The organism is Vreelandella sp. 21, from assembly GCF_050995515.1.
Taxonomy (GTDB): Bacteria; Pseudomonadota; Gammaproteobacteria; order Pseudomonadales; family Halomonadaceae; genus Vreelandella; species Vreelandella alkaliphila.
Genome location: NZ_CP194673.1, coordinates 2,162,065 through 2,188,083, shown reverse-complemented (window position 1 = coordinate 2,188,083; position 26,019 = coordinate 2,162,065). Strand labels below are relative to the sequence as shown.

At 50.3% G+C, this 26,019-nt stretch carries 21 protein-coding genes; 16 read left to right on the top strand and 5 right to left on the bottom strand.

Translation table 11 applies throughout. The features are described from left to right. The first annotated feature begins 110 nt into the window (after positions 1 to 110). Entirely contained in the window at positions 111 to 1,235 is a 1,125-nt protein-coding gene (locus ACN06F_RS10295) for a DUF3800 domain-containing protein (RefSeq protein WP_433923863.1), read from the top strand. Positions 1,236 to 1,337: 102 nt separating this feature from the next. Next, on the top strand, positions 1,338 to 3,629 hold the full coding sequence (locus tag ACN06F_RS10290; RefSeq protein ID WP_433923862.1) for an AAA family ATPase: 2,292 nt from the start codon (positions 1,338 to 1,340) through the stop codon (positions 3,627 to 3,629). Positions 3,630 to 4,114: 485 nt separating this feature from the next. Here the strand turns inward: ACN06F_RS10290 and ACN06F_RS10285 are convergent, their stop codons facing one another. Next, on the bottom strand, positions 4,115 to 5,158 hold the full coding sequence (locus tag ACN06F_RS10285) for an IS110 family transposase (protein WP_433923861.1): 1,044 nt from the start codon (positions 5,156 to 5,158) through the stop codon (positions 4,115 to 4,117). 858 nt (positions 5,159 to 6,016) lie between these two features. Between ACN06F_RS10285 and ACN06F_RS10280 the strand changes: the two genes are divergently transcribed. Then, on the top strand, positions 6,017 to 6,616 hold the full coding sequence (locus ACN06F_RS10280; protein WP_433923860.1) for an O-methyltransferase: 600 nt from the start codon (positions 6,017 to 6,019) through the stop codon (positions 6,614 to 6,616). A gap of 229 nt (positions 6,617 to 6,845) precedes the next feature. Beyond that, positions 6,846 to 7,538: a hypothetical protein gene (locus ACN06F_RS10275; RefSeq protein WP_433923859.1), complete on the top strand. Its 693-nt coding sequence runs from the start codon at positions 6,846 to 6,848 to the stop codon at positions 7,536 to 7,538. 60 nt (positions 7,539 to 7,598) lie between these two features. On the opposite strand, the gene ACN06F_RS10270 is transcribed toward ACN06F_RS10275, so the two are convergent. Next, entirely contained in the window at positions 7,599 to 8,198 is a 600-nt protein-coding gene (locus ACN06F_RS10270; RefSeq protein ID WP_433923858.1) for a cysteine hydrolase family protein, read from the bottom strand. 183 nt (positions 8,199 to 8,381) lie between these two features. Between ACN06F_RS10270 and ACN06F_RS10265 the strand changes: the two genes are divergently transcribed. The 4 genes from ACN06F_RS10265 (at position 8,382) to ACN06F_RS10250 (ending at position 12,226) form a co-directional block, all read left to right on the top strand. Further along, the gene (locus ACN06F_RS10265) at positions 8,382 to 8,792 is read left to right on the top strand and encodes a DUF2784 domain-containing protein (protein WP_433923857.1); all 411 of its coding nucleotides are present in this window, start codon (positions 8,382 to 8,384) and stop codon (positions 8,790 to 8,792) included. A gap of 71 nt (positions 8,793 to 8,863) precedes the next feature. After that, positions 8,864 to 9,457, top strand: a complete 594-nt coding sequence (locus tag ACN06F_RS10260) for a LemA family protein (RefSeq protein ID WP_433923856.1) — start codon at positions 8,864 to 8,866, stop codon at positions 9,455 to 9,457. A 25-nt stretch (positions 9,458 to 9,482) separates the two neighbouring features. Further along, positions 9,483 to 11,453, top strand: coding sequence for a M48 family metallopeptidase (locus ACN06F_RS10255; RefSeq protein WP_433923855.1), 1,971 nt, complete (start codon positions 9,483 to 9,485; stop codon positions 11,451 to 11,453). A gap of 53 nt (positions 11,454 to 11,506) precedes the next feature. Continuing rightward, positions 11,507 to 12,226 carry a ZIP family metal transporter gene (locus ACN06F_RS10250; RefSeq protein WP_433923854.1) on the top strand — a complete coding sequence of 240 codons (720 nt, stop codon included), beginning with the start codon at positions 11,507 to 11,509 and terminating at the stop codon, positions 12,224 to 12,226. 102 nt (positions 12,227 to 12,328) lie between these two features. Here the strand turns inward: ACN06F_RS10250 and ACN06F_RS10245 are convergent, their stop codons facing one another. Continuing rightward, positions 12,329 to 14,245 carry a DNA topoisomerase III gene (locus ACN06F_RS10245; protein ID WP_433923853.1) on the bottom strand — a complete coding sequence of 639 codons (1,917 nt, stop codon included), beginning with the start codon at positions 14,243 to 14,245 and terminating at the stop codon, positions 12,329 to 12,331. Positions 14,246 to 14,440: 195 nt separating this feature from the next. Here ACN06F_RS10245 and ACN06F_RS10240 point away from each other — a divergent pair, with 195 nt between their 5' ends. After that, positions 14,441 to 15,688 carry an ABC1 kinase family protein gene (locus ACN06F_RS10240; protein WP_433923852.1) on the top strand — a complete coding sequence of 416 codons (1,248 nt, stop codon included), beginning with the start codon at positions 14,441 to 14,443 and terminating at the stop codon, positions 15,686 to 15,688. 82 nt (positions 15,689 to 15,770) lie between these two features. Further along, positions 15,771 to 17,591 (top strand): SEC-C domain-containing protein, encoded by a 1,821-nt coding sequence (locus tag ACN06F_RS10235; protein ID WP_038485004.1) that lies wholly within the window; start codon positions 15,771 to 15,773, stop codon positions 17,589 to 17,591. Between the two features lie 2 nt (positions 17,592 to 17,593). Here ACN06F_RS10235 and ACN06F_RS10230 read toward each other — a convergent pair whose 3' ends face one another. Beyond that, complete coding sequence (locus ACN06F_RS10230; RefSeq protein ID WP_120386846.1) at positions 17,594 to 18,964, bottom strand: AmpG family muropeptide MFS transporter; 1,371 nt, start codon at positions 18,962 to 18,964, stop codon at positions 17,594 to 17,596. A gap of 118 nt (positions 18,965 to 19,082) precedes the next feature. On the opposite strand from ACN06F_RS10230, the gene ACN06F_RS10225 reads away from it, so the two are divergent. The 5 genes from ACN06F_RS10225 (at position 19,083) to ACN06F_RS10205 (ending at position 23,433) form a co-directional block, all read left to right on the top strand. Further along, positions 19,083 to 19,601, top strand: a complete 519-nt coding sequence (locus ACN06F_RS10225; RefSeq protein WP_095603078.1) for an FKBP-type peptidyl-prolyl cis-trans isomerase — start codon at positions 19,083 to 19,085, stop codon at positions 19,599 to 19,601. 147 nt (positions 19,602 to 19,748) lie between these two features. After that, positions 19,749 to 19,874 carry a cytochrome c oxidase subunit CcoM gene (ccoM, locus tag ACN06F_RS10220; protein WP_267900570.1) on the top strand — a complete coding sequence of 42 codons (126 nt, stop codon included), beginning with the start codon at positions 19,749 to 19,751 and terminating at the stop codon, positions 19,872 to 19,874. A 182-nt stretch (positions 19,875 to 20,056) separates the two neighbouring features. After that, on the top strand, positions 20,057 to 20,569 hold the full coding sequence (locus ACN06F_RS10215) for a hypothetical protein (RefSeq protein ID WP_120386848.1): 513 nt from the start codon (positions 20,057 to 20,059) through the stop codon (positions 20,567 to 20,569). Positions 20,570 to 20,667: 98 nt separating this feature from the next. After that, positions 20,668 to 21,723: a GGDEF domain-containing protein gene (locus ACN06F_RS10210; protein ID WP_095603076.1), complete on the top strand. Its 1,056-nt coding sequence runs from the start codon at positions 20,668 to 20,670 to the stop codon at positions 21,721 to 21,723. Positions 21,724 to 22,209: 486 nt separating this feature from the next. Further along, on the top strand, positions 22,210 to 23,433 hold the full coding sequence (locus ACN06F_RS10205; protein ID WP_433923851.1) for a PqqD family protein: 1,224 nt from the start codon (positions 22,210 to 22,212) through the stop codon (positions 23,431 to 23,433). 93 nt (positions 23,434 to 23,526) lie between these two features. Here the strand turns inward: ACN06F_RS10205 and ACN06F_RS10200 are convergent, their stop codons facing one another. Beyond that, entirely contained in the window at positions 23,527 to 25,257 is a 1,731-nt protein-coding gene (locus tag ACN06F_RS10200; RefSeq protein ID WP_433923850.1) for a proline--tRNA ligase, read from the bottom strand. A gap of 243 nt (positions 25,258 to 25,500) precedes the next feature. Here ACN06F_RS10200 and ACN06F_RS10195 point away from each other — a divergent pair, with 243 nt between their 5' ends. After that, positions 25,501 to 25,935 (top strand): hypothetical protein, encoded by a 435-nt coding sequence (locus ACN06F_RS10195; RefSeq protein ID WP_038484981.1) that lies wholly within the window; start codon positions 25,501 to 25,503, stop codon positions 25,933 to 25,935. The last annotated feature ends 84 nt before the right edge of the window (positions 25,936 to 26,019 follow it).

The window sequence follows — 26,019 nt, the reverse complement described above, 5'->3', positions numbered from 1 at the left end:
ACCCAAAACGGACATTTCGGCGAAAGCGGCATGCTGGTTCAGCTGTATTATGCAGCCGTCACGATAATCTATGTTATATTTTTCTATAAAAGTAAAAGTTGAGGATACATGTGAAATTTTATTATGATGAATCAAATAATATCCGTGTGCTGAGAATTAAGAGTAATGGCTTCAATACGGATGCGCATGAAAGCCCATCGCCATGTTTCTTATTGGCTGGAGTTGCGTTACCTGACTCTGGCATTGCCGTAGATGAAAGTCAGATTGAAATTTTAAACAAGAAGATAAATCTGCCTGAAAACTCCGATGAAATGAAGTTTAAAAATGTCGCTACAGGAACCTTTCTTGACAACCTCAAGTCTGCCAAGTTAAGGAGCTTACTGACTTGGATTAAAGATAGTGACTACTTAATACATTACAGTAACTTGAACATGGAGTATTGGGCGGTTTTAGATATTATCGATGATCTGTGTGATTATGCAGATTCAAATCAAGCACTAAATTATGACCCCGCTGGGGGAAGGTATAACTATACTCAGTATCACAAAGATGCGCTCTATCTATTATTAAAGATCAGGAAAGCAACTTTCATAGCTGCACTGAGAAGTTGTGGTTACCCAAATGTAAAAGGAAAGAAAGTAACGAAGCTTATTAAAGAGCTCAAAAAAATATGTAAGTTTGCTACCTCACCAGCAGCTCGAATGAAATTTAAGTTATCAAGAGAGGATAAACTAAAGCTTAAGAGTCTTCAGAAACTGTTTGAGCTTTGCTCAAAAGCATCTGGGCTAGAGCTAGTTTATGAAAAAAATGAAGGTGTTTTAATTGATGGCTTGGAGGTGTTTTATCGTTACAGGCTGGAACAATATCCTACATCGAGCCATATATATGATAATGAATTCAAAATCGAGGAGCACTTCAATTTTATAAAGGATCATGACCCAGTACTAAGTGGAGGGGATTATAAGTTTGTTGATTCAAAAGATTATTATGAGGTTCAGCTTTCTGATGTGATAAGCGGGCTTTTTAAAAATTATTTTACATTTGTTAACGATATATGCGCAAATGAAATCAGTGGTATCAAAGATTCCCTGAATCCTTTGCAAAAACAAAATTTAGAATTAATAAAAGAGTTAATCTTAAAAACGGATCGAGTAGACCAAAAAATGCTGCATTATGTTTCAAGTGCATCAGAACATATGAAGCATGCAGACTTCATGTTTGACAAAGTAATATAACAATGTTATGAAATTGAACTCAATACGCTGCGCTTCTTTCGGCAATTTATAACGGCGTTATACGAAAATTTAGTCCGGAGATAGCTTAAGGTCAGGGATGTCATGTTAATAAAAAATATACAAAAATTGAAGCAGTTCGGCATATTCCAAAACCATACGAATGCGAACGCTAAAGACTTCGGAAAGTACAATTTATTCTATGGCTGGAATGGAAGCGGGAAATCCACGCTTTCGGGGGTGTTTCGGTGTATCGAAAATAAATCCACTTCAAGTAAATTTCCTTCTTCGGAATTCATTGTAAACGTGGACGCTGGCACGGCAATCACACCAGCAAACGTGGCGGATTCGAACCTTAATGTTTACACCTTTAATAATGACTTTATTGACGATAATATCTCATGGAATAGTGTTGTAAAAAGCATACTGCTTGTTGATAAAGAAAAGATTGAAGAACGTGAAAAGCTAGAAAAACTAAAACAAGAACAGGAAGTCGATAGTAAATCGCACGGCATAGAAACTGAAGCAATAAGAAAGCTTGATAGCGCTGTTTCAAAGTTTGGAACCGATAGCGCGCGACACATGAAGACAAGTCTTCAGTCAATTGATACGACAGATAGTTACTACCTTAACTACGATAAGCGTAAATTTGAAAAGTTCATAGAAGGCCATCTTGAAGAGTGCAAGTCGGACGATTCACTTCTTGATGATCAACAAATTGTTGAATTAACCAATGCCGCGAAGCCTGATCAAAAGTCCCCGATCACCTTTAATAAACATGTTATTAATCAAGAAACGTTTACCAAAGCTAAAGAACGACTTGACGATCTTTTGAAAACCAGTGTGGTCAGTCAAACTATTCGGCGGCTTGTAGATCATGGTGATATAAAGTCTTGGGTTGAAGCTGGTCTTGACCTTCATAAGCGCCATGACACAAATCAATGTGAATTTTGTGGTAACACCATCACCGAAGAACGCACCAAACAACTTGAATCCCACTTTAATGACGATTACAAAGCCTTTCAGACCCGGCTTGAAAGTGCTGATGGTTGGCTTGCTGGCCAATATGTTCAACCCCCAACGTTACCCGCCGCAAGTGATTTTTATGACGAATTCAAACATGGGTACAACGAAGCATGTACAGCGTTGGAAAAAGCAATAAAAGCCCTGAACGAAGAAATAACGGTCTGGCACACTGTATTGAAGGAAAAGATAGCCAATCCGCTTGAAACTGGTCTTACTGTTGAAGTTATCAGTGAATCATCCGTGAAGTCGTTTAACGATGCTATGTATGCTATTGGAGCGGCTGTTGATAAGCACAATCATAAGTCAGGAAATTTCAAAGAAGAAACTGATAAAGCTAAAAAGAAACTTGAACTTCATTATGCAACTACTGAAGTCAAATCATTCGGGTATCACGATAAGAAAAAAGAAGTCGTTGATCGAATAGCCGCAAATGGAACGCTAAAAACAACAATCAACACTAGAAGCACAGAAATCCGAACGCTTGAAGATTCACTATCAAATGAAGGCGTGGGCGCTGACCAGTTCAATGAATCACTTCATAAGTTCCTTGGACGCAGTGAATTAACCCTTCGGTTCAATCCTGTAAAAAAAGGGTATGAAATACTTAGGAACGATTCAGAACAGGTCGGCGGAAATTTAAGTGAGGGGGAGAAAACGGCTATTGCTTTCGTCTACTTCATAACCAAACTTAAAGAAAATGACAACAAAATTGAAGATACTATTGTTGTTGTGGATGATCCCATTTCAAGTTTCGATTCTAATCACCTTTTTCACGCTTATTCATTTATGAAAGTGAATTGTGAAAAAGCAAATCAACTGTTTGTTCTTACCCACAACTTTACGTTTTTCAAGTTGGTTCGTGATTGGATTTCGCGGAAGAATAAACGAGACAATCAGAATATTGCAAACTTTTATGTTGTTAAGGCAAACAACGAAGTCCCAAGGACTTCAACCTATACAGACGCCGAATCAGCATTAATTTCGTACAATTCAGAGTACCACTATATTTTTTCACGATTGCATTCGTTAAAGAATCAACAGACGCTTGAAACAGACGATCATTTTCTTGCAGCCAACTTGTCCCGAAAGCTACTTGAATCCTTTTTGTCTTTCAAATTTCCAAAGAATCGGGGGAACTTTGCCAACTTGTTTAATACGGCAGTTTCGGCAAGTCAAAATCCTGAAGACGAAGGAAAAGAAAAGATTCGAAAGTTCATTAATGAGTATTCACATAACGACCTTATTGAAACCAATGAAGACTTCGTTGAAAACTTGATTGGTGAAGGTGTTACAGTCATTTCAGATATTTTTGACTGGATAAATGAACTGGACGAAAAGCACTATCAAGAAATGATGGATGTTGTGTCATGAGTAGAGATGCGTATAACACCTATGAGCCTTCTGTCTGTCAATAGGCCGTAGTGTTTTTATTGGCCGCGTAAGCGGTCAATATCAAGTCCCTGAGCCAGTGATCCTACTTCATCTGTCATCGTTGGCTGTGAGTGGCTTACAGCAAACACCTATTGAGGCTCTCTTAACGCGGTGGTTTACCACTGCCAAACCGGGTTGCTCCTTGCAGGTTGATCTGGGGCACTAGACATTCATCGGTTAACCAGCATCTGTCCTATTCAAAAAGCGGGTTACTCTACAGTCCCAGTTAGTTTCAAGTTCAGCGCCGATGTAAGCCCACTCGCTCAGGGTGTTGATGCACGCCAGCAGGATGGATAATCAAAGCGACGGGCTTCGAGTTGGGTGTAGAAGTCGGGTTTCAGATCTCAAGATCAGTCAGCAGACACCCTGTTTCAGCACACTCCATGATGATCCAGTTAGACGTTGATCATCATCCTGCTCCGTGACTAACTCGTTAAAAAGCGTTGTTCATCAAATACCTTTTCGTTCTTTAACATGAAATAGACTGCACGCCCCAACTTGTGGGCCAGGGCCGATAAGGCTTTGGCTTTACTCATGCGTTTCTGGAAGCGTTGCAACAGCTTTTGTGCATCTGGATTACCGCGTAGATAAAGCACCGCAGCCTCAGAAAAAGCCCACTTTAGATGGGCATTACCAATCTTGTTGCCCTGGGTGCCATAGGTCTTACCGGCCGATTCGGCTTTGCACTTGATCAGTCGGGAATAGGAGGCAAACTTCTGAACAGATTCAAAACGTCGAATATCACCCACTTCATATAGAATGGTGAGGGCCAGAATACGGCCAACGCCGGGAATGGTTGTTAATAAGTGGTAGTAGGTCGGCTGATGCTTTTTAGCCTGCTTTTCCAATAGCCATTCCACCTGGCTTAGTTCCCGGTGGTAGCACTCTAAAACGGCTATATCTAGATCGATATTGCGCTGAACAAGCGGGTCATCAAAGGTTCTGCCCAATTGTTCTCTGGCACTGACATTTTTTAAATTGACCTTGTTGGGTGGCAGGTTGTACTGACTCGTTGTGTTGACAACATGAGCTTTGAGATCAGCGCCGTGGCGAACGAGCCCAGTTCGGCGGCGAAGCAGGTCACGGGTAGCTCGCATGTTGCGTGGGTAGACATAAGCGAGGGGGAAGTTGCCACCGCGAATAAGCGCGGCAATTTTGTAAGAATCCACGCGATCATTCTTGGTTTTACCGCCATGAATGGCCTTCATATAAAGGGCATGACCGAGAATGAAAGCAATGCCGTGGTCTTCACAGAAATCAGCGACCCAGTACCAGCAGTGCATGCATTCGACGCCGATCACTAGATCATCCAGGTAGGTGTCGATTAGCCGAAGTAGAGGTTCTGGGCTAGCGGGAATCTCTTTATGCAACAGGGTTTCTCCCTGTTGATTGAGGATACAGACATAAAGGCTTCTGGCGTGTAGATCAATGCCACAGTAGTGACGATGAGTGCTATTGTAAAAGTTCATTGAGTCTTCTCCTGTTAGGTTTGGTCGCCTTTTCAGCTTAGCCAAACGGGCTGAGCTGGGGGAGAAGGCTCAATGAGTATCAAAGTGCTGCTATCGGACAAATTTTCCGCTGCGCTCCAAATTTTCCGCAGAGCGCGGCGTTATATCAGTGTCTCTTCAAAGACCGCTTTTGGCCGATAGCGGCCAAGCCAACTTTGGTGATGCAGAGTTGCATATCCGAGAATCATGGCACTGAATGCATCTGTTGCCAGGGAGAGAATTGCTTAGCCTTTGCTGTTTAGGTGCGTTGTTATTATCTGTATCAACCTGATGGTCGAGAGGAAATTGAACTGACGCCTGATAGCGCCATCGAAGGAAATATCAGATAAAGATCGGCTTTTGCTGACAAGCTATTACTACCCGTTCTTGCAGGATGGGGTCTTCGCGGAGAACTTTATGGACTACGAACATGCAATTGTGAAATTCGAAGACGGGATTGGCACCCTGTTCTGCAACGGCTGCGGCATTATCATCGCTGAGAGTACCCAGCATGAGGATAGAGAGCACTACTGTACCATGTGCATGAGCGGCAATTGTAAAGCAAAATTTAAGGACGGAAACTGACATTTCCAGACCGCCACGCTCCGCGTTTTAGGGAAGGGGGCGTGGAATAGATGTTGTGAACATCATTAATCTGAAAACTCTTTAACATCCGCTCCTGGCCAATTTCAGGCCTTCGATCAATCTGGTGAAGTTCATTATGTGCGTTAATCTTAAAACGTTACGTTTCTAAGCTAGGTGGGCATGATGTTTTACCACCTTCTGAGCCTGGCCAGTCGGCTCTCGTTTTAAAGCTGTTTAGATTGCTAGGGGGGAAGTGTGGTCGAATCATTACGCGAGTTGCTAACCGAGTTAGAGCAATTTGGCCAGGAAAACGATGCTGCCATTGCTGATCGCCCGCATCGTATGCTGAATATCACCCGTGATACGGGGGAGTTTCTTTCAGTACTTACCCAAGCCACGAACGCAACACGAGTACTGGAGATTGGTACCTCTAATGGCTATTCCACCTTGTGGTTTGCCCAGGCAGCTCAGAAGATTTCCGGGCACGTCACGACAGTAGAGCTTTCCGAATACAAGTTCGATCTGGCCGCCACGAATTTTGAGCGCTCGGGGCTTTCTGACTACATTACCCTGCTGCAATGTAATGCTGGCAAGTTGCTGGAAAGCGTAGACGATTCTTCATTCGATCTGCTCTTTCTCGATTCTAACCGTTCTGAGTATGTGCAGTGGTGGCCGAATATTAAGCGGGTCTTGAGAGAAGGTGGGCTTCTTGTGGTGGATAACGCCACTTCTCATGCCGATGAAATGGCTAGTTTTATGGCGCTGGTGTTGGCAGACCCAGAATTCACCACATGTACCGTCCCTGTTGGTAAGGGGGAGTTTCTGGCAACGCGCTGTTTTGGTTTTTCCGCCTGACGAAGTGGTGCTGGCGCTCAATGATCGCAATGAGTGAGAAGTGCCCGCTAGGCGTATTGAGATAATTAGGGCAGTTAATTCAAGTGCTAAATTGGTATGTGTTGAATGGTCGCTCCTAGCCGAACCATGAACTTTCCTTCATATTAACAATGGATCAGTTAAAGACCCGCTAGCGTTCATATGTTAGCCATCATAGTAGCGATAGCCCTTAAGCGAGAGGAATGCACTAATGACAGGGACTACTAAACCATCAACGATTGAACTGTTGAGCGACAACCGTGTAAAGGTGATCTTAGCCATCGCCATTATTGCGGTGGTCTGGGCTATCGTTGCGCACACTATCGCAGGGTCGCGACAAGACAGTAAGGAAGCGCTCGAAGCGCGGTTGGCCGAAACTGAGCGAGAGCATCAGCAGATTCAGGCGCAGATGTCTGAGGTCGAAGCCGCAGAGCTTGATCTAGCAACCTTACAGCAGAGAATGAACGCGCTAGAGGTTGAGCAAGCCGAAGCTGAAGCCGAGCTTGCTTCAACGCGAGCGGATATTGCCAATGCTGAAGACGATTTGACCACTTTACGGGGTGAGCGTGAATCTCGCGAAGAAGAGGTTGCCACCCTAAATGAGCAAGTAGACGAAAAGCAGGGCCGCTTAGAAGAATTGAATAAAACATACGCCGAGGTAGATGCGGATAAAAAAGAGGCTGAAGCAGCCCGCGATGCCGCTCAACAGTCGCAAGAAGATGCAGAAGAGGCTCGGAGGCAGGCTGAAGAAGACCTTGAGACGCTCAACACTGAACTTGAAGAGGCCAATGCCCAGCTTGCCGCGGTCGGTGAGCAGGTAAGTGACTTAGAAAAAACGCGTGATGCGCTTACCATTGAAATCACTTCGCTCAGAGTGATGCGCGACGAAGCGCAAACGCCCTAACAATTAGACGCTATAACAATGCCTCCTCGCCGCGCATCAGTGAAACGATCTCCCCACTTATTAAGCGGGGAGATCGTCGACGGTATCCACCACTGCGGCATACAGATCTCGCGTTGACGCTAACGCCCCCTCATGAACCGCTTTAGCTGACAACGTCTTGCCTTGGTCAGCCTGAAGCGAGCGGGTAGCGGTCGCACTGGCAACTACTGTCACTTCAAACCCAAGGTTGAATGCACCGTGTGCAGTGGAGTTGACACACATATGGGTCATGAAACCAGCTAGCACCAGTTTGTTGCAGCCGGCCTTTTTCAACTGTGCTTCAAGATCGGTCTGAACGAAGGAGTTGGGAAACGATTTAATGATAACTGGCTCGCCGTCTATCGGCTTTACTATATCCGCGATCTGCCCTATGGGTGCTTTGATATCGTAAGGCGATCCTTCACCACTATCATGCTGAATATGAATGATCGGAATGCCTGCTCCGCGCGCTTTTTCGAGGAGCTTTTTGGCTTCTAGCAGGGCTTCTTCTACGCCTTCTAACTGCATGACGCCTTCCCGGTAGGTGTTTTGGCAATCGATAAGGATTAATGCAGACTCAGAAAGTTTGCTAGGGGTGAGCTCAAGCCCTGAAAGTTCGCGTAGTGTGACAGGTGTGGTCATTAATAACTCCTTGATGCTATTGATTGTTGTTTAAAAGAGAGCGGCGTCAGTGTAATAACGACAGGCTTATGGCCACAGTCGATGATACAGATCACAGCGTACATGGGTTCGTTATTCAATATCGGCTAATTTAATTAGCCATTTGTCGATAGGGAGGTTGATCACTTTTTGAGGATGACGTAGATGACTATGACTCAACAAACGTTACTCTTGCTTCTGGCGGATTCGGTACTGGTTCTCCATGTGCTGTTTGTGGCTTTTGTTGTCGTCGGCTTGTTAGCCATCTACGCAGGGTATTTCCTGCAATGGCGGTGGGTGCGACATCGGACATTCCGGATCATTCATCTGTGTGCCATTGGTTATGTGGTCGTGCAGGCGTGGTTTGGCATCGTTTGCCCATTAACTACGTGGGAAATGGCGCTACGGGCCAAGGCTGGGGCGGACACTTATGCGGGCTCTTTTGTTCAATATTGGTTGCAGAGCTTGCTTTATTTCACTTTGCCGGAATGGGTATTTATCGTGGTTTATACCCTGTTTGGTAGTTTGGTGCTGGCCAGTTGGTTTGTAGTGCGGCCAAATGCGCGCTTTCGTTAATACGCATCTGAAGCTCAAATGCTATTATTTTTCCGCTAGCACTTTTCCGCTAACTCTAAGGATGGACCCAAATGCTGACACTCATCATTGTTTTGGTAGTCGTTGCCGTTATCGCGTTTTACGTTATCGGAATCTACAACCGTCTTGTTTCGTTGAAAAATCGCTTTGAGAATGCCTTTGCCCAGATTGAAGTACAACTTAAGCGGCGGCATGACCTAATTCCTAACCTGGTAGAGACCGCCAAAGGCTATCTGAACCATGAGCGGGAAACGCTGCAGTCGGTCATTGAGGCTCGTAACACGGCAGTGGCCGGACTTAAAGCGGCGGCGGCGAACCCTGGTAGCGCCAAAGCGATTGCTGATCTTGGTGGTGCTGAAGGTGCGCTAACTCAAGCGATGGGACGGCTCAATGTCGTCATGGAAGCTTACCCAGACCTAAAAGCTTCGCAAAATATGATGCAGTTGTCAGAAGAGCTCACCAGCACGGAAAACAAGGTGGCTTTTGCGCGTCAGTCATTCAACGATGCGGTAATGCACTACAACACTTATCGGCAGAGCTTCCCTCCAGTGGCGGTGGCTGGCATGTTTGGGCATGGCCAAGATGCCTCATTGCTAGAATTTGAAGACAGCGCCCAGATCCAGGTGGCACCCAAAGTGTCGTTCTAAGCTACTGCGCAGGAGCCAGGATTAGATGGATTTTTTCACTGCTCAGGAACACGCTCGGCGCAAAACTTGGCATCTGGTTGTCTTGCTGGTACTAGCAGTGCTGGCGTTGATTGCCGTGACGACATTGGTGGTTGCCATTGCCTTGCAGCTGATGAGTGGCGCAGAACAAACCAGCCTTTCGGCGCAGGGAGTATGGTCCGCGTTTTCATTCCAGCTAGTGGCTGGTGTGGCTGCCGGGGTGCTGGCTGTTGTGGTGCTGGGCGGCCTATTCAAACAACGTCAGCTAAGTGGTGGTGGCCGGGCAGTCGCAGAAGCGCTCGGTGGGCGCGAGATTAATCTAATGACCCAGGACCCCGATGAACGCCGCATTCTCAATGTCGTTGAAGAAATGGCCATTGCATCGGGCACGCCGGTGCCTTCCGTTTATATCGTAGAGGAAGAGGGTATTAATGCTTTTGCGGCAGGGTACCAAACCACCGATGCGGTGATCGGTATTACCCGTGGCACCATCCGCAACCTGACACGGGAAGAGTTGCAGGGGGTCGTCGCGCATGAGTTTAGCCATATTCTGTACGGCGATATGCGGCTAAACATACGCTTGGTCAGCATCCTCCACGGTATTCTGCTGATTGGGCTATTGGGCGGTACTTTGCTACGTAGCATGCGCTATCGGCGTGCCGGGGGCAGTAAACGTAACAACTCCGCGGCGGTAATTTTGGGTTTGGGAGCGGCGCTAATGGTGGTCGGCTATGCGGGCACCTTTTTTGGCAACCTGATTAAGTCAGCGGTCAGTCGTCAGCGCGAATATCTGGCGGATGCTTCCGCAGTACAGTTCACCCGTAACCCTTATGGTATTGGTAATGCGCTGGTCAAGATTGGCTCGCATAGCCAGGGTTCCTACCTGAAAGCGCCACAGGCAGCCGAATTCAGCCACCTGTTTTTCGGCCAGGGCATCAAGCAGGGGTTCACTCGTATGATGGCGACCCACCCGCCACTAAAAGAGCGTATTCAGCGGGTAATGCCAGACTGGGATGGCCGCTTCGAGGTTCGCTGGCCCCCGCAGCAAACTGACCATGACGCCCCTGGCTCAGTAGATAATGAAGATGATAGTAAAGATGGCAGTGAAGACCGTTCTGATGCGAAGCTAAGCAGAGGGACATTGGCTGCTGTATTAACAGCAGCTTCTGCTCAAACGGCCATTAACGCCATCGGCCAGCCCAGTCAACGCCACCTGGCGCAGGCCAGGGCAACGCTAAATGCGCTGCCAGAACGAATCAAAACCGCGGCCCAGGAACCCTATACCGCCCGAGCGTTAATTTATGCACTACTGCTAAGCGATGAACCATCAGTTCGTGAGCAGCAGTTAGATGCATTACAACAAATTGCCTTGCCAGATATTTATCAAGCGCTGATGGACATTGGCCCCGAGGTATTGAGGCTGAATATCGAGTTACGTCTACCGCTGGTTGAGTTGGCACTACCAGCCTTAAAGTCGCTTTCCGTTGATCAGGCTCAGCACTTTCGCCTCTGTATGGAGCAATTGATCAACGCGGATGGCCACGTCAGCTTGTTTGAATGGGCGCTGTATCAGCTGCTGTTGAACAATCTGGGCGAAAAGTACAGCGGGCTCTCTCATCTTAAACTCAGTGATTTACAGCGAGAGTGTCAGCGCCTACTCAGTGTGTTGGCAGCTGCTGGCCAGGATAATCCTGACGAGATTAGCGCAGCGCTGAATGCAGCGGAAAGCGAGCTGCCGTTTGCCTTGTCTGCCACTGACGAAGTAAGTGATATGCGGGCATTAAGCTTGGCCTTGGAACGTTTACGGCGCTTGAAGCCGTTGCAAAAGCCCGTTCTTCTGCAAGCCATGGCGCGCTGCATTGAGCATAGCGGACATATTCGCCCAGCCGAAGCTGAGTTATTTCGGGTAATGGCAGATATCCTCGACTGCCCGATGCCGCCACTGCTGTCAGATGAGCTATCAAGTGCTGTAAAGTAGAGAGAGTATTGTTTGAAGATTAAGGTCTATAAGAAAAGTGATACCCAATATCGATGACTGAAATTACCTATATCTTATTATTATCATTGCTGGCTGGCGCGGCAATGCCCACGGGGGCATTGCTCGCTCGGCTTGATCTTGTGCACCCCTATTTCTTGGGTGCTTCTTGGCGGCATTTCATCATTGCTTTTGGCGGGGGTGCGCTTATATCGGCAGTCGCTTTGGTGCTAGTTCCTGAGGGAGCGAGCAAGCTGTCTCCTTTATTGGCCGCGTTGTGCTTTGCCGCGGGAGGGGTGTGCTTTTATCTTTTGGATACTTTCTTGAGTAGGCTGAACAGCTCTGTTGGTCAACTGGTTGCGATGCTTTCTGATTTTGTTCCAGAAGCCATTGCTTTAGGCGCAGCCTTCGCCGCTGGAGGAAGCGCTGGCTTATTGCTGGCGCTGCTAATGGTTTTGCAAAACTTACCGGAAGGGTTTAATGCCTTTGAGGAGTTAAGTAGTAACTCTCAACTCTCACCAAATAAAATCGTGCTAGCTTTTAGCGGTTTAGCGTTAGTAGGTCCTGCCTCTGCCGCCACAGGGTATTATTTGCTGTCCCAGTATGACGAGTTGATGGGCGCTTTAATGCTGTTCGCCAGTGCGGGAATTCTTTACTTAGTTTTCCAGGATATTGCACCAGAATCTAAGCTTGTACATCAAAGCATGCCCGCAGTGGGAGCAGTTACTGGCTTCTTGCTCGGTTTAGTCGGCAATATGATGATTGCTGGTGGCTAATAAAGTCAGCTATGAGTTGTGATCAATTGGGATGATCTCAAGCCGTCTCCTGCCACTCATCTATCAGCGTCAAGTAAGCAATGTGCGCTTATAAGCTTTCTTTTAGCTCGTCTTCTTTCTGGCCCCGGCACTTTTCCTTTTTGGATAACTTTTTCTTGGCTTAGTTGCACGTTTTGCTGGGCCTCCGGCCTCACCTTGGGCAGTTTGTAGGCTGTGTCTCAGCTTGGCCGCATCGCTGTGGGTGAGTAGGCCACGTAGATCATCCAGGAGTGCTTGCTGAAATGCGCTGGGGTCATCCTGCTGTTCTGAGATCGCCCTAAGCCGCTGTTCCCAAAGCGCAGTGCGTTCTGGCGTGCTTACGGCGCTTGGCAAGGCGGCAATCAGCGCGCAGCCGAGTTTAGTGGCACGCAGGGCTTTTTGCTGCCGCACTAAGTAGCCACGCTGCACCAGCGTTTCAATAATACCTGCACGGGTTGCTTCGGTGCCAAGGCCATCGGTGTCACGCAGCGTGCGGCGCACGTTAGGGTCATCTACGTAGCGGCCAATGTTCATCATCGCTTTAATCAAGCTGGCATCAGTGAATGGTTCCGGCGGGCGAGTTTCTTTCTCCTCAACGCCTGCGCCAAGCGCTTGGCAGGCTTCCCCCTGAGTGAGCGGCGGTAGCGGCGGAGTTTCGTCGCGGGTGGTGAAGAGTGGCTTCCAACCGTGATCAAGAATGCTCTGGCCGCGGGCACGGAAAGCTTCATCTAGCAGGGTGAACTCTGCTTTCACCTCAAAGGTGCGCAGCGGCCGATAAAACTGCGCCATCACATTGCGCACAATTAACCGAAATACATGGCCTTCAGTGGCGGAAAGTTGGCTAAAGTCTGCAGGCTTGCCGGTGGGCGCTAGGGCATGGTGCGCGCCTACCTGTTTGTCGTTCCAGGCTTTTGAGCGCAGGGTAAAGTCAGCACCACCCAGCCACTGACGCAGCGTGTCATCGTTTTGGCAGGCGCTGCTCAAGCTACGCTGGGCCAGCGCTAGATGCTCTTCGGGCAGGTAGCGGCAGTCGGAGCGGGGGTAGGTGACTAACTTGTGCTGTTCATAAAGCCGCTGGCAAATATCCAGCACCATCTGTGCGGAGAGCCCGTGGCGGCGCGCGGCGTCTACTTGTAACGCGGAAAGCGAATAGGGTAGCGGCGGCGCTTGGCGTTTTTCCTGTTGATCGAGGGTGGTTAGGGTGCCTCGTGCGCCGGGAAGCTGTGCTGCTAAGGCATCGGCGGGAGTGCGATCAATCAGCCGTCCTTGCTCATCTAAGGGCTGGTGCTCTTTAGGTGCCCACCAGGCGCGCAGCTGGCCTTGGGCCACTTGTAAATCCACCCATAGCGGGTAGAACGGGTGAGGCTTGAAATCACGAATGGCATTGTCGCGGCGCACGATCAACCCGAGTACTGGTGTTTGCACACGGCCAACGGAAAGCACGCCGTCATGTCCCGCTTGGCGGCCGGTTAGCGTCCAGGCGCGGGTTAAATTAATGCCGTAAAGCCAGTCAGCACGCGAGCGCGCCTGGGCCGCTTGAAACAGCGGCTGGTATTCTATATTGGAGCGCAGCTTGGCAAGTGCACGGCTCACGGCGGGTTTGTTAAGGTCACTGATCAGCAGCCTCTGAACGGGGCCGCGATACTTCATGTACTCAATTACTTCCTGCACCAGTAGCTGGCCTTCGCGATCTGGATCGCCAGCGTGCACCACGCTGGTGGCCTGCTTAATCAGCTTGCGAATCACTGCCAGTTGCCCTCGCGCCTTGGGGCGCGGCATCAGTTTCCACTGCTGCGGCACAATGGGTAGCCGGTCTAGTCGCCACTGTTTATCGGCAGGATCGTAGGCTTCGGGCGGGGCTTGTTCTAACAAGTGGCCTAGGCACCAAGTGACGGTGGTGTCGCCGCAGACCATAGCGCCATCCTGGCGTTTTGCGCTGCCGGGCAGCGCGTCGGCTATGGCCCGTGCAAGGCTGGGTTTCTCGGCGATAATCAAGCGCATACAGTGTCTGACCCTGGCGTCTGGAAACAACAAGTTGCCATCTTAGCAGAACCCGCAACAGGTTAGCGTCTAGCTCGTGTGATAGATGGCTAGTAGGTTGTTTTGTAGATGGATGAATTTATTTCTGTGTATAGTTTTTGTATAAAATTAACAAATTGAGTAAGCTGTCAAAAAGCAATTAATGAGGCGATTTCCATGCGCGAGCGCGGCAGAACACGACGTTTATTGGGTCTGGGTGCCCGCACTGGCGGGGCGCTGCTGAAAACTCGTCTAGGTGGTCAAGCTGATTGGCGGGCGCTTGGTGAAGCGCTGTTTGAAGGGCTTTCGGAGCTGAAAGGTCCGGCCATGAAGCTAGCGCAAATTATGTCCCAGTGGGATGACCTGCTGCCCCCAGACCTAGCTAATGAGCTTGCTCGCTTGCAGCGTCAAGCAGAGCCAATGCCTTGGCCGCGTATCCATGAAGCGTTGCTACTGCAGTACGGCGATATTGATCAGTACTTTAGCGATATAGAAGAGCGTCCGTTTGCCAGTGCTTCCATGGGGCAGGTGCATAAAGCAGTAACTCATGCAGGTGAAACCGTGGTGCTGAAAGTGCAGTACCCTGGACTTGCGGATGTGTTGGAAAGCGATCTTAAGCAGGTCAAACGGATCATGAGCTTGGGCCGCTGGTTCAAAGTGCCTCAAGCGCGCTTGGATGCGCTGTTTGAAGAGATGGCGGCGGGGCTGCGTGAAGAGCTGGATTATCACGCCGAAGCACGGGCGCTGGCTCGCTATCGCGAGCGGTATCAGGATAACCCTCAGTTGGTCATACCCGAACCACTTTTTGAGCTATCTGGCCAGCATGTCCTTGCTATGCGCTTTGTAGACGGTACACCGCTGCGGGATTTAGAAAGCACCGATGATGGCACTCGTCAGAAAGTGGCCGTGGCGTTGGCTGATTGGATTACCGAGGAGCTGTTTACCTACGGTGAGCTGCATGCCGACCCCCACGCCGGTAACTTTGCGGCGGATGCTGAAGGGCGCTTGGTCATCTACGATTTTGGTGCGGTCATACCTGTGCCCGAAGCGCGTCTAAAAGCCATGATGCAGCTATTAGACGCCACCTTGGCGCAAGACCCGATGGCAATGGATGATGCGTTAATGAAAATGGGCGGCCGCCAGGGGCAGGGTGCGCCGCTGGCACTTTATCGAGAGTCCGCTGAGTGCGTGTCGCCACTATTTTTCCCTGGTGAGCAGGATTTCAGCGATGTGCGGGTACACCGCCGCCTGCGCGAGCTAACGCCCAAAGTGTGGGCTGCCATGGATCGGCTGCAACCGCCTGCGGATACCTTGCTGCTCTCCCGGGCGCTGAATGGGCACTATTGGAACTTGGTACGTCTGAAAGCGCGTCTGGATATGCATACGCGCACCGAGCCGCTGCTAGCCTGGGCGCGTAGACCCTAACTAATTGCCGCTGCGGGAGAGCTGCCTGTCATGCTAGACTATTGCGCTTTTCAATCGCGTTTTGAAGACAGTGGAGACGGCAATGCTGGCGGTATGGGTCGATCAACTGCTGGGATTTGCCTCTGGGGCACTCTCGGCAATTAGGAAACAGGAACACTACCCCGATTTTATGACCTGGGTACGTGCCGAAGGCGCAGATTCGTTTAATGGCGATGTGGCAACTGCCCAGGCGCTTGCGCCTATTTTATGGTCGCAAACGCCGCTAGAGCGGCTTAATTTTGCGAACGAACCATTGGCCACACCAGGGCGTAACGAGCCTTGCTGGTGTGATTCAGGGCGTAAATTCAAACAGTGCTGCTACCGCGTTGACTTCCCCACGGATATTCCTGAGCAGATGATGTGGATGCTTTCCCTGCGTGAGTGGAAAGGTGCTACGTTGAAAGCAGCGCTGGAAAGTCAGCAAGCACCTGCCCAGGCGTTATTAGAAGCCGGGCTAATTGCTGCTGAAAGCGGTCAAACCGGTCGTTCAATGCAGATTCTTGAGTCACTGTTCGACGGTAGTGATTGGTCGCGCTTGCCGGAGCAGGCCGAGCCTGCGTTTGAAATTCTGTTAGATATCTATCAAGAGCGTGGGTTTACCCGCAAGCGTGCTGACCTGCTTGATGATGTTATGGAGCGCGGCCCACTGTTTTTGCGCGGCGTGGCGCTTGAGCGGTTGTGCCTCATGCACCTGGATAACGACGACTTGGACAGCGCCCGCGCTGCGTTCGTAAAAGCCCAGCAGGCACTACCGGATTCACCGACGCTAGCCTACATTGAAGCCATGTTGCTGCTGCATGAAGGTCATGAGGAAGAGGCCAAAGAGCGAGCTAACTTCTGGTACCGCCGCTTGGTTCGCCAGGGCGACTTGGATGAAGAGCAGCTCGAATTCCTGGCAGCGCTGGCTGAAAATCCTGGTGCCACTTTGGCCGATCAGTTGTTGAGCGCCGAAGAAGATATGGCGACGCCGCTAGTATCGCTACAGGCGCTGTTGGCTGCACTCCCAATCGCACCGAAGCTGACCATTGAACAAGATGCCGATTCCGGTAGGTTGCACTACACCACCACTGCTCGTGAAGAAACCCTGTTTGCGGCTTGGCACGAACAGTTTCAGGTCATGGTCGATGAAGAGGTCGCCTTGGGCTTTCGCGATGATCCGTGGGGCAACGCGATAGAGTGGATGTCTGAGCTATGTGCTCACCCAGAATGGTTAGATGCCCCCCAGGTAGTGCAAGATGTAACGTTAGCACTGACCAGCCGCTTTGGTAGCCTGCCATGGATGGCGCCGAGCCTGCTGGAACCGCTGGCACTGCGCCTTTCTCGCTGGCTTGAGCAGGCCCGTGCAGCTGGTGACGGCAGCTTGTGTTGGGACGACGCCGATAACGCCATGCTGCTGCGCACCGGCCTTGCGCTGGTGGTGGGCATGGAGCGCGGAGCGCGCCAGCACTCCCGCGAGTTGGCTGAAGAGCTGCTAGCCATAGACCAGGAAGATAGCCTTGGCTTAAGAGAGTTAGTACTTGATCAATTGCTGCGTGATGACCGCAATGAAGAAGCGCTAGCGCTTACTGATGAGCCCCAAAAAGATGATGGCTCTTTAGAGTTGGGTTTATTAATGGGCCGTACGCTGGCGCTGTATCGATTGGAAAAGCACGATGCCGCTGAAGCAGCGTTGGCGGATGTGGTCGCTCATAATCGCTATGCGATTGAGCTGTTATGTGCCGAGAACCCGCGGCCTTCAATGCCTCACGCGGATGGGCAAGTCGATCCTGGCTCCCGTGCGGAAGCGTGGCAGTATCGTACCTTGATGCGTGACCAGTGGCGTACCACACCAGGCGCGCTGGCGTGGTTAGCGGATCACCGCTAACTTTATTTTGCCTCTGCGATCACTGGGGTAGGCACCAACTGCTTATCTCGGCTGATCCAGATGGCTAGCAGAATGGCGGGTAAACCGAGCAGAGTGGCCACTACGAAGAAAGTGGCGTATCCCTGAGCCGTGACAACCAGCCCGCCAAAACCGCTCAGAAACTTCCCTGGTAACGTCATTAGCGACGAAAACAGTGCGTATTGGGTGGCGGTATAAGCCCGCGACGTTAAGCTGGAAAGAAACGCGATAAAGACAGCGCTGGCTAAGCCATTGGCAAGATTATCGCCAATAATGGTGACGACCAGCATGGGGAGTTGGTTGCCTATCAACGCTAACGCGGCAAACAGCAGGTTGGTCACCATGACAAAGCCTGCGCCAATGACCAGCAGTGGCCCAATGCCGTAGCGAGCAACCAGCAAGCCGCCAAGAATGCCCCCCGTTATACTCATGGCAATACCAAAAATATTGGTGACGTTGGCGATGGTGGCCAGTGAAAAGCCTAAATCGATATACAGCGGATTTGCCATAGAGGCCATGGCAAGGTCGCTAATTCGGAACACCGCGATAAACACTAAAATGCCCAACGCCTTCACCCCGTAGCGGCGGAAGAAGTCGGTAAAAGGGCACACAATGGCACCAATCACCCAAGCACCTAGACGTCGCAAAACTTTTGGCTGGCCACGGCTGGCACGAATGAATGCGCGTACCTTGGGTTCGTGAATGAGCTGAACCGTCAACGATGCGCGCTTTGGTTCAGGTCGAATCAGCACGGTGAGCACGCCAATGCCCACAAGCGCAGCCATGCAGAGATACGCTGCGTTCCAGGAAATCGCTGATGCCACATACAGCGCCCCGGCACCTGCCGCTAATAGCCCACCGCGGTAACCGATAATGTAAGTAGAGGCCATCGCTGCTTGTACATCGTCATCTGCGGATTCGATGCGATACGCGTCAATGGCGATATCTTGGGTGGCCGAACCAAAGGCTATCAGCAGCGCAAAGGCTGCTACCCAGCCTAAGTTGCCTACGGGACTGACTCCCGCTAAGCCAATTAGCCCTGCCGCAATCATCCCCTGGGCAAGCAGCATCCAGCCACGTCGCTGGCCAAGCGTGCGGGTCAGGATTGGCAGGGCAAGCCGGTCAACGATAGGCGCCCAAAAAAACTTGATTGAGTAGAGCATGCCAATCCAGGCGAAGAAGCCAATAGCGGCTACTTCAACGCCGTCACTGCGTAGCCATGCAGAGAGAGTGGAAAACACCAGCAAAAAAGGTAAGCCTGCTGAAAAACCTAGAAACAGCATGGTGATGACAGGTGCACGACAGTAAATACCTAGCGCATCCAGCCAGCTGCGCTGGGGAGTAGGGGTGGGCATGTTGGTTAACACTCCAGGAAAGAAAACGTCTGCATCGAGGCCCGCTAAAAACCGCTCAGTGGTAGACTAGGCCTGATATCCATGACAAAGCCGATAGCTTACCGGAGAGGAGTTTTCAATGTCGATTACAGCCCATCAAGTAGTCACTTTACACTACGTGTTAAGCGATGTGCTTAGCGATGGCAGTACCCGCGTGCTAGATGACTCCAACGCGCGTGATAAGCCCTTAGAGTACCTTCATGGACACGATAATATTTTGCCCGGTTTAGAGAGTGCTCTGGAAGATAAAGCCGCTGGAGATGAGCTGCGTGTCACGCTTGCGCCTGCTGATGCCTACGGCATCCGTAATGAAGACTTGGTGCAACAAGTGAGTCGTGCCTCATTTGGCAGCGCAGCACTTGAACCAGGTAGCCGTTTCCAAACAGAAGGTGAAGCAGGCCCGCAAATTGTCACGGTGATGAGTATTGATGGGGACATGGTAACGGTCGATACAAATCATCCGCTGGCAGGCCACACGCTTCGCTATCAAGTCAACGTGCTGGATGTGCGTGATGCAACCCGTGCAGAGCTGGCGAAAGGCCACCCTCTACCGCCGGGAACCGAACACAGCAAAGTAGAAGATCGAAAAGTCCTTTAGCTGTCAGTTTTGAGCGCTAAAAAATGACCCATATCAAGTTCCTGACAGGCCGCAAATAACCCCGCTGAAAAGCTTGACCCAGGTCAGCTTCCTGCCGCGATTAACGCACTAGGATGGTGTCATACATCACGGCAGGAGGGGATCACCATGTACTGGGATGATGCTGTTATTTTCGGTCTAGTTACTGTCGCGTTAATGATTGCTTTTATGATTGGTTGGGTAGGTTTTATTGTACGCGACCACCTCCGTAAGGATGAACGTAAAAAGCATTAACGCCGTTGTGGTGACCGTCGTCAGGGGAGGGAGCTTGCTTTTAACAACGAGCTTCCTGTTGCCGGCCCATTTGGGCCGGCTTTTTTTGTTGATTAAAAACTGTTTCCGAGTATTCGCATTAACCGTCTGGTAAAGTATCTGGCAGCACAATAAGGCATTGTACCGCTAGGAAGCCATTTGCCATGAATGCTGTTAATTTAATCGTTGTCATACGCTGTTGCGCTTATCATTATCCCAAAGCCATTGTTGCCTGCATCCTACTATTACTTAGCTGGCTATCAATGCCGGTCTATGCTCAGGCATTAAGCGTAATTAATGGTGAGAAAACCACAGCGCTCTCTCTTAACGAGTTGCGTCAACAGTCTACGATTACCTTGTCAATATTTGATCCTTTTCAAGGGCGAGAAGTAGATATGCACGGACTTGAGTTCCGTCGCTTTCTAATTAATCAGTTTGGCGAAGTTCCCCCCGCATTGCACTTTACGACATGGGATGATTACGAAGTGACGTTAGGTGGCTGGGATGATCCCAAGTGGTTAATGGTTACGGAAGAGGATGGAGAGCTACTCACATTGCGTTCGCGAGGGCCATTGCGGCTGGTTGATCAGGCTTATAATGATCAGCGTGATATCAAAAATTTACGTGAATTCAATGACTGGATATGGATGATTCGAAGTATTGAGGCCCGTTGGTGATCACTAAGCCGCCCCCTTCTCCACCTGCCGTACCACTGCCACCACCCGCTCCTTTAGCGAGGAAGCGCCGCTATGTAACGTGGTTATCATTGAGCCTCATGAGTTTTATGGCATTGATGGTGGTTATTGTTTATGAGGCGCGCTGGGTATATCCCGAAATACAGGCTTACTTCAGCCAAACAGGCAATTTGACAGGGCAGCAATTGGCCACCAGGTCACGGGGATATTTACAGCTTGCCCAGCAACATTTGTTAGGCAAACAGCCCTTTGATGATGAACAACGACAAATGGTTAGGCTTAATCTCGATCTTGCCTATGGGCTAATTGATGTCGAGGTATATCGTCAAAGGTACAGCTGTACCCAGCCGAGTTTACAAACCCTCAATTTACTAACAGAGCGCCTTAAAGAAAATGCCGTGACGCCGTTTGATGCCGCAGCTGAATTGTTGGGTCCAATTGATTGTTTAACAAACATTGAGATGAACCAGCTCGACCTGCGTGGTATGGCAATTAATGAGTTTTCTGAAAACACCCGGCGGCATAATCAGATTCTCACCTATTCGAGTATGGTGATTTTTGCACTAGGGTTGCTGTTTTGGGGAATGCATGAGCGTCAGTTGCGGCGTACAGAGCGCGCTACTAAGCAAACCCTAGCCTGGATGCAGCATGCGATGCGCGATCCGCTGACGGGGATAGGTAACCGCAGTGCGCTTCATCAGGATGTCGCTGCCAAAAAAGGGGCTGCGCTTGCTTTGATCTTGGTCGATATCGACTTCTTTAAGCAGTACAACGATTCATTGGGGCATCCAGAGGGTGATCAACTGTTACGGCGCCTAGCCAGTCTATTGAAATATGTACTTGGAGCAAAAGCAAAACTGTACCGATTAGGCGGGGATGAGTTTGCCGCAGTATTGCCTTGTGATAATGACGCGTTATTGATTGGCTACTGTGATCAATTGACGTCTGTTTTAGAGCAGGCTGATTTCAAACACCCTGCGCATCCGCATAATGAAAGGGTCACCTTGAGTATTGGGGCAGTGCGCTTTACCGCAGGGGAAGCCACCTTTCCAGATGCCTACAAAGCTGCTGATAAGGCGCTTTACCGAGTAAAGAGCGCAGGCCGTAATGATTGGCAAATTACTGCAGCTGCATAATGTTTTCACAAAACGCTGAAGTATAGTTAAAAAAAGTAAACAATGGGAAAGTGACGCTCAGTCAGTGGTTTGATGTGTACTTCGGGGCTAGGATTGTTTTTAAAACAGTGTTTCATAACCTTTCTAGCGATTAATCCGGAGTGCTGATATGAGCAATGAAGCCGATTCCCTGCTGAATAAACGGCGTTCACGCCGACAAGTGTTAGCAAGTTTAGGCCTTGGCGCCGCTGCACTTTACGTTGCCCCTACGCTGTTTTCCATGGGGCAAGCTGAAGCGCGCGAACATCACCATTCCCGTTCACGTTACTCGCGGCCCAGCTATTCAAGACCCAGCTATTCAAGACCCCGTTATTCTAAACCCAGTCATTCACGTCCCCATTATTCACGTCCTTCCTACGCTCGCCCACAGCGCTCCCGTTGGGATGGAGACGCTGTGATTGAGATTCGCATAAGCCGCTTATTACCTCGCTGGTAGGGGTAGGTGCCATGTCTACTACATCGATTGCTGTCGATTATGCGTTGGAAAATGTTGGCCCTTGCATACGCTTGAATGATGCACAGGACCTGCTACCAGTAATTCATCAAGCCATGCCTGGGTGGCGGCTAACGCCCTGTGAGGTTCAGCAGCCCGCACCTTCTATTTGTGTTTGGCGGCATCCTAATGGTTACTGGCAGGAAGCGCCGGCCCTGCCAGGAGGCATGCTATTAGATACACCAGCAGGAACCGCATGCAGCGTGATTGCTGATTTAGCGGGTGCTTATCTTCGACATCATCCTGAGCATATTGGGCTTCACTGTGGGGCGGTAGAGGTTAATCAACAGCTAGTAATATTTCCGGATAGTCATCGAGCGGGAAAAAGTACTCTCACGGCGGCGTTCGCCGCGGCGGGTTATCGGGTGTTTGGCGATGATGTGCTGGCACTCACTAGCTGTGGTGAAGGGGTCGCGCTGGGCGTTGCACCTAGGCTGCGCTTGCCGTTGCCAGAGACTCTTGCGTCTGAGTTCCATCAGTTTGTTGCCAACCACCTAGGGCCTCATGATGATCGCTATGGCTATCTGGCGTTAAATGAGCAGCAGTTGGCATCGCATGGGATGCGTTGTCCGCTAGGCGCCGTACTGCTTATTGAACGCGATGAATCGATCAGTGAGCCACAGCTGGTTCGTCTGCAGCCGGGAGATGGGTTATGGCAGTTGTTGCAGCAGAATTTCGCCGAGCATGAGTCGGATCAAACGTTGATTGAGCGCTTTTTGCCACTCTTAAAAGATTTACCGTGTTTTTTAATGCGTTACCGAGATGCTTACGAAGCGGCAACGTGGCTGGCAACTGAGATAGATAGCGATGGGTTTCTTGACGGTGCTGTGGCGACGAATCCGTGTCGTCGTCAAACTGAGCCGGAGGCGTTCAAACAGAGTCAGGTGCTGGCAGCAAACGACGCGCGCAGGTGGCAAATCAGTCCGGTGGCTCACGAGTTTCCACTGGGTGAAGAGCTGTTCGTCATTGCTAAAGAGGGCGGCGAAATTCATCGTTTGAATGTGACGAGTAGAGCCTTGTGGGTACTGCTGCAGCATGAGGCTCTATGCCAAGATGAAATTATTGATACCTTGATGGCTTTTTTTGTTGGCGCTAGCAGGCAAAGTGTCAAGCGAGATATCTGCCAGTTATTGGGCCAATTAGTCAGCTTGGGATTAGTGCAGCCTGTCGCCGATTAGCGCTGGCACTGGCGAGGCAACCTAACTGATGATGCCTGCCAGTGTCTCTTTTATTGGCCACGATGCAGTTCTAGTCGTGGCCGTTATAAACGGTTATGCGCTGATCAGTCCTGCTTTTTCGCGTAGGAAATCAACAATTGTGTCAGCAGGAACCATGGTGGCTTCGCTGTCCCTGCGGCCTTTGTATTCCAGTTCGCCGTTATCCAAGCCACGATCACCAATCACTAAACGGTGAGGCACTCCCATAAGCTCCAGGTCAGCAAACTTGACGCCGGGACGCGTGTCGCGGTCATCAAGCAGTACATCTAAGCCTGCGGCTGTTAGCGCTTGATAGAGACGTTCGGACTCTTCACGCACACGTTGTGATTTGTGGGCATTCATCGGCACCAATGCCACTTGGAACGGTGCGATAGCGTTTGGCCAGGTAATGCCTGAATCATCGTGGTTTTGCTCAATGGCGGCAGCGACCACGCGGGTAACACCGATACCATAGCAGCCCATCCACGGATGGCTGGTTTTGCCGTTGTCGCCCAGCACCGTCGCGTTCATTGCTTCGGAGTACTTTTGTCCAAGCTGGAAGACATGGCCCACTTCAATGCCGCGCTTGATAGACAGCGTGCCTTTGCCGTCTGGCGAAGGGTCACCTTCGACAACGTTACGTAGATCGGCAACTTGGGGCAGCGCCACGTCACGCTCCCAGTTAATACCGAAATAGTGCTTGCCATCGATGTTTGCACCCGCACTAAAGTCACTCATAAGCGCCACGCTGTGATCAATAATGATCGGCATGTTTAGGCCAACTGGACCAAGTGAGCCTGGGCCAGCGCCAACCACGGCGCGAATTTCTTCTTCGTTTGCCATGGTAAGCGGGGCGGCTACCTGGGGCAGGTTTTCAGCTTTGACTTCATTAAGCTCATGGTCACCACGGATTAGCAGGGCAATCAAACCACCTTCAGCGGCATGCACCATCAGTGTCTTGATGGTTTTCTCAATCGGCAGGCCATGCTGCTCTACCAGGGCGGCAATTGTCTTAGCGTTGGGCGTATCGACCAGGTGCATCTCTTCGCTGGGGGCTGCACGCTCGGCGTTGCTGCCTAGCGGCGCGGGCAGAGCCTCAGCTTTTTCCATATTAGCGGCGTAATCGGAGGCGTTGGAGAACACGATATCATCTTCGCCGGATTCTGCTAGCACGTGGAATTCGTGAGAACCAGTGCCGCCAATTGAGCCGTTATCAGCAATCACAGGACGGAAATCGAGACCCAGGCGGGTGAAGATGCGTGTATAGGCATCATACATCGTCTGGTAAGTCTCTTTGAGGGAGGCTTCGTCCAGGTGGAAGGAGTAAGCATCCTTCATAATGAATTCGCGAGAACGCATCACCCCAAAGCGCGGGCGAATCTCGTCACGGAACTTGGTTTGGATTTGGTAAAAATTAACCGGCAACTGCTTGTAGCTGGCAATCTCTTTGCGCACCAAATCGGTAATGACTTCTTCATGGGTCGGGCCTACGCAGTAGTCACGCTCGTGGCGATCTTTCAGGCGTAGTAGCTCCGGACCGTACTGCTCCCAACGGCCAGACTCTTGCCATAGGTCAGCAGGTTGCACGGCGGGCATTAATACTTCCTGAGCGCCGGCACGGTTCATCTCTTCGCGGACAATGGCTTCAACCTTACGCAGCGTGCGTAGGCCAAGCGGCAGCCACGTATAGAGGCCGGAGGTAAGACGACGGATCATACCGGCGCGCAGCATTAACTGGTGGCTGATGACTTCAGCGTCGGCCGGGGTTTCTTTTAATGTCGCAATCAATAATTGGCTGGCGCGCATGGGCGTGAGCATTCCTTGTTGGTAGGGGTGATGCTTAATCGTTTAGTAACGTAGCGCTTAAACTAGCGTTGAATGCGGCATTGTACGGCTAAGCGGGTATGGCGGCAAAATCCTACGTTAACAGCTTGGCGTGTGCTGGTAATCAAATGTGTTAAACTTGCCCAGTTTTGTGGCTCGATAGCAGTGGGCAAACAAGCGCATCTTCTTCAGCTATCGGTACGTTAGGACTTTGAGGGAACCTTCATGCAGCAAGCAGTACGCCGTTGGTTAACGGGGGCCGTTGTTGGTGTCTCCATTGTAACGTTAAGTGGTTGTGGGACGCTTTTTCATCCTGAACGTAAAGGACAAATGAGCGGTAATGTTGACCCCGTGGTGGCGATCGCCAATGGTGTCGGCTTACTGTTTTTTATTGTGCCAGGCGTTATCGCTTATGCCGTGGATTTCTCTAATGGCACTATCTACTTACCAAGTGCGAGCAGTGCGTCGGTAGATATTCACCACTTAGACGACGCTATGGATGTAGCTTCGCTGGAAAAGCTGCTGTCAGATAAAGCGGGACAGCCTGTTAGCTTGGAAAACGAATTATTGATGATGGAAGAAGTGGCCAGCCTGGATGAAGCGTTAGCCATGGTGCGGATGTCGGGCGTACTGGATGAAGAACGCCTCGCTACGATGTAATGCGTAATGGCCTCATATGTAGAGGCAGATAGTGCTGAACAGAAATAATAAAATGCCCCCAGTAGTGAACACTCTGGGGGCATT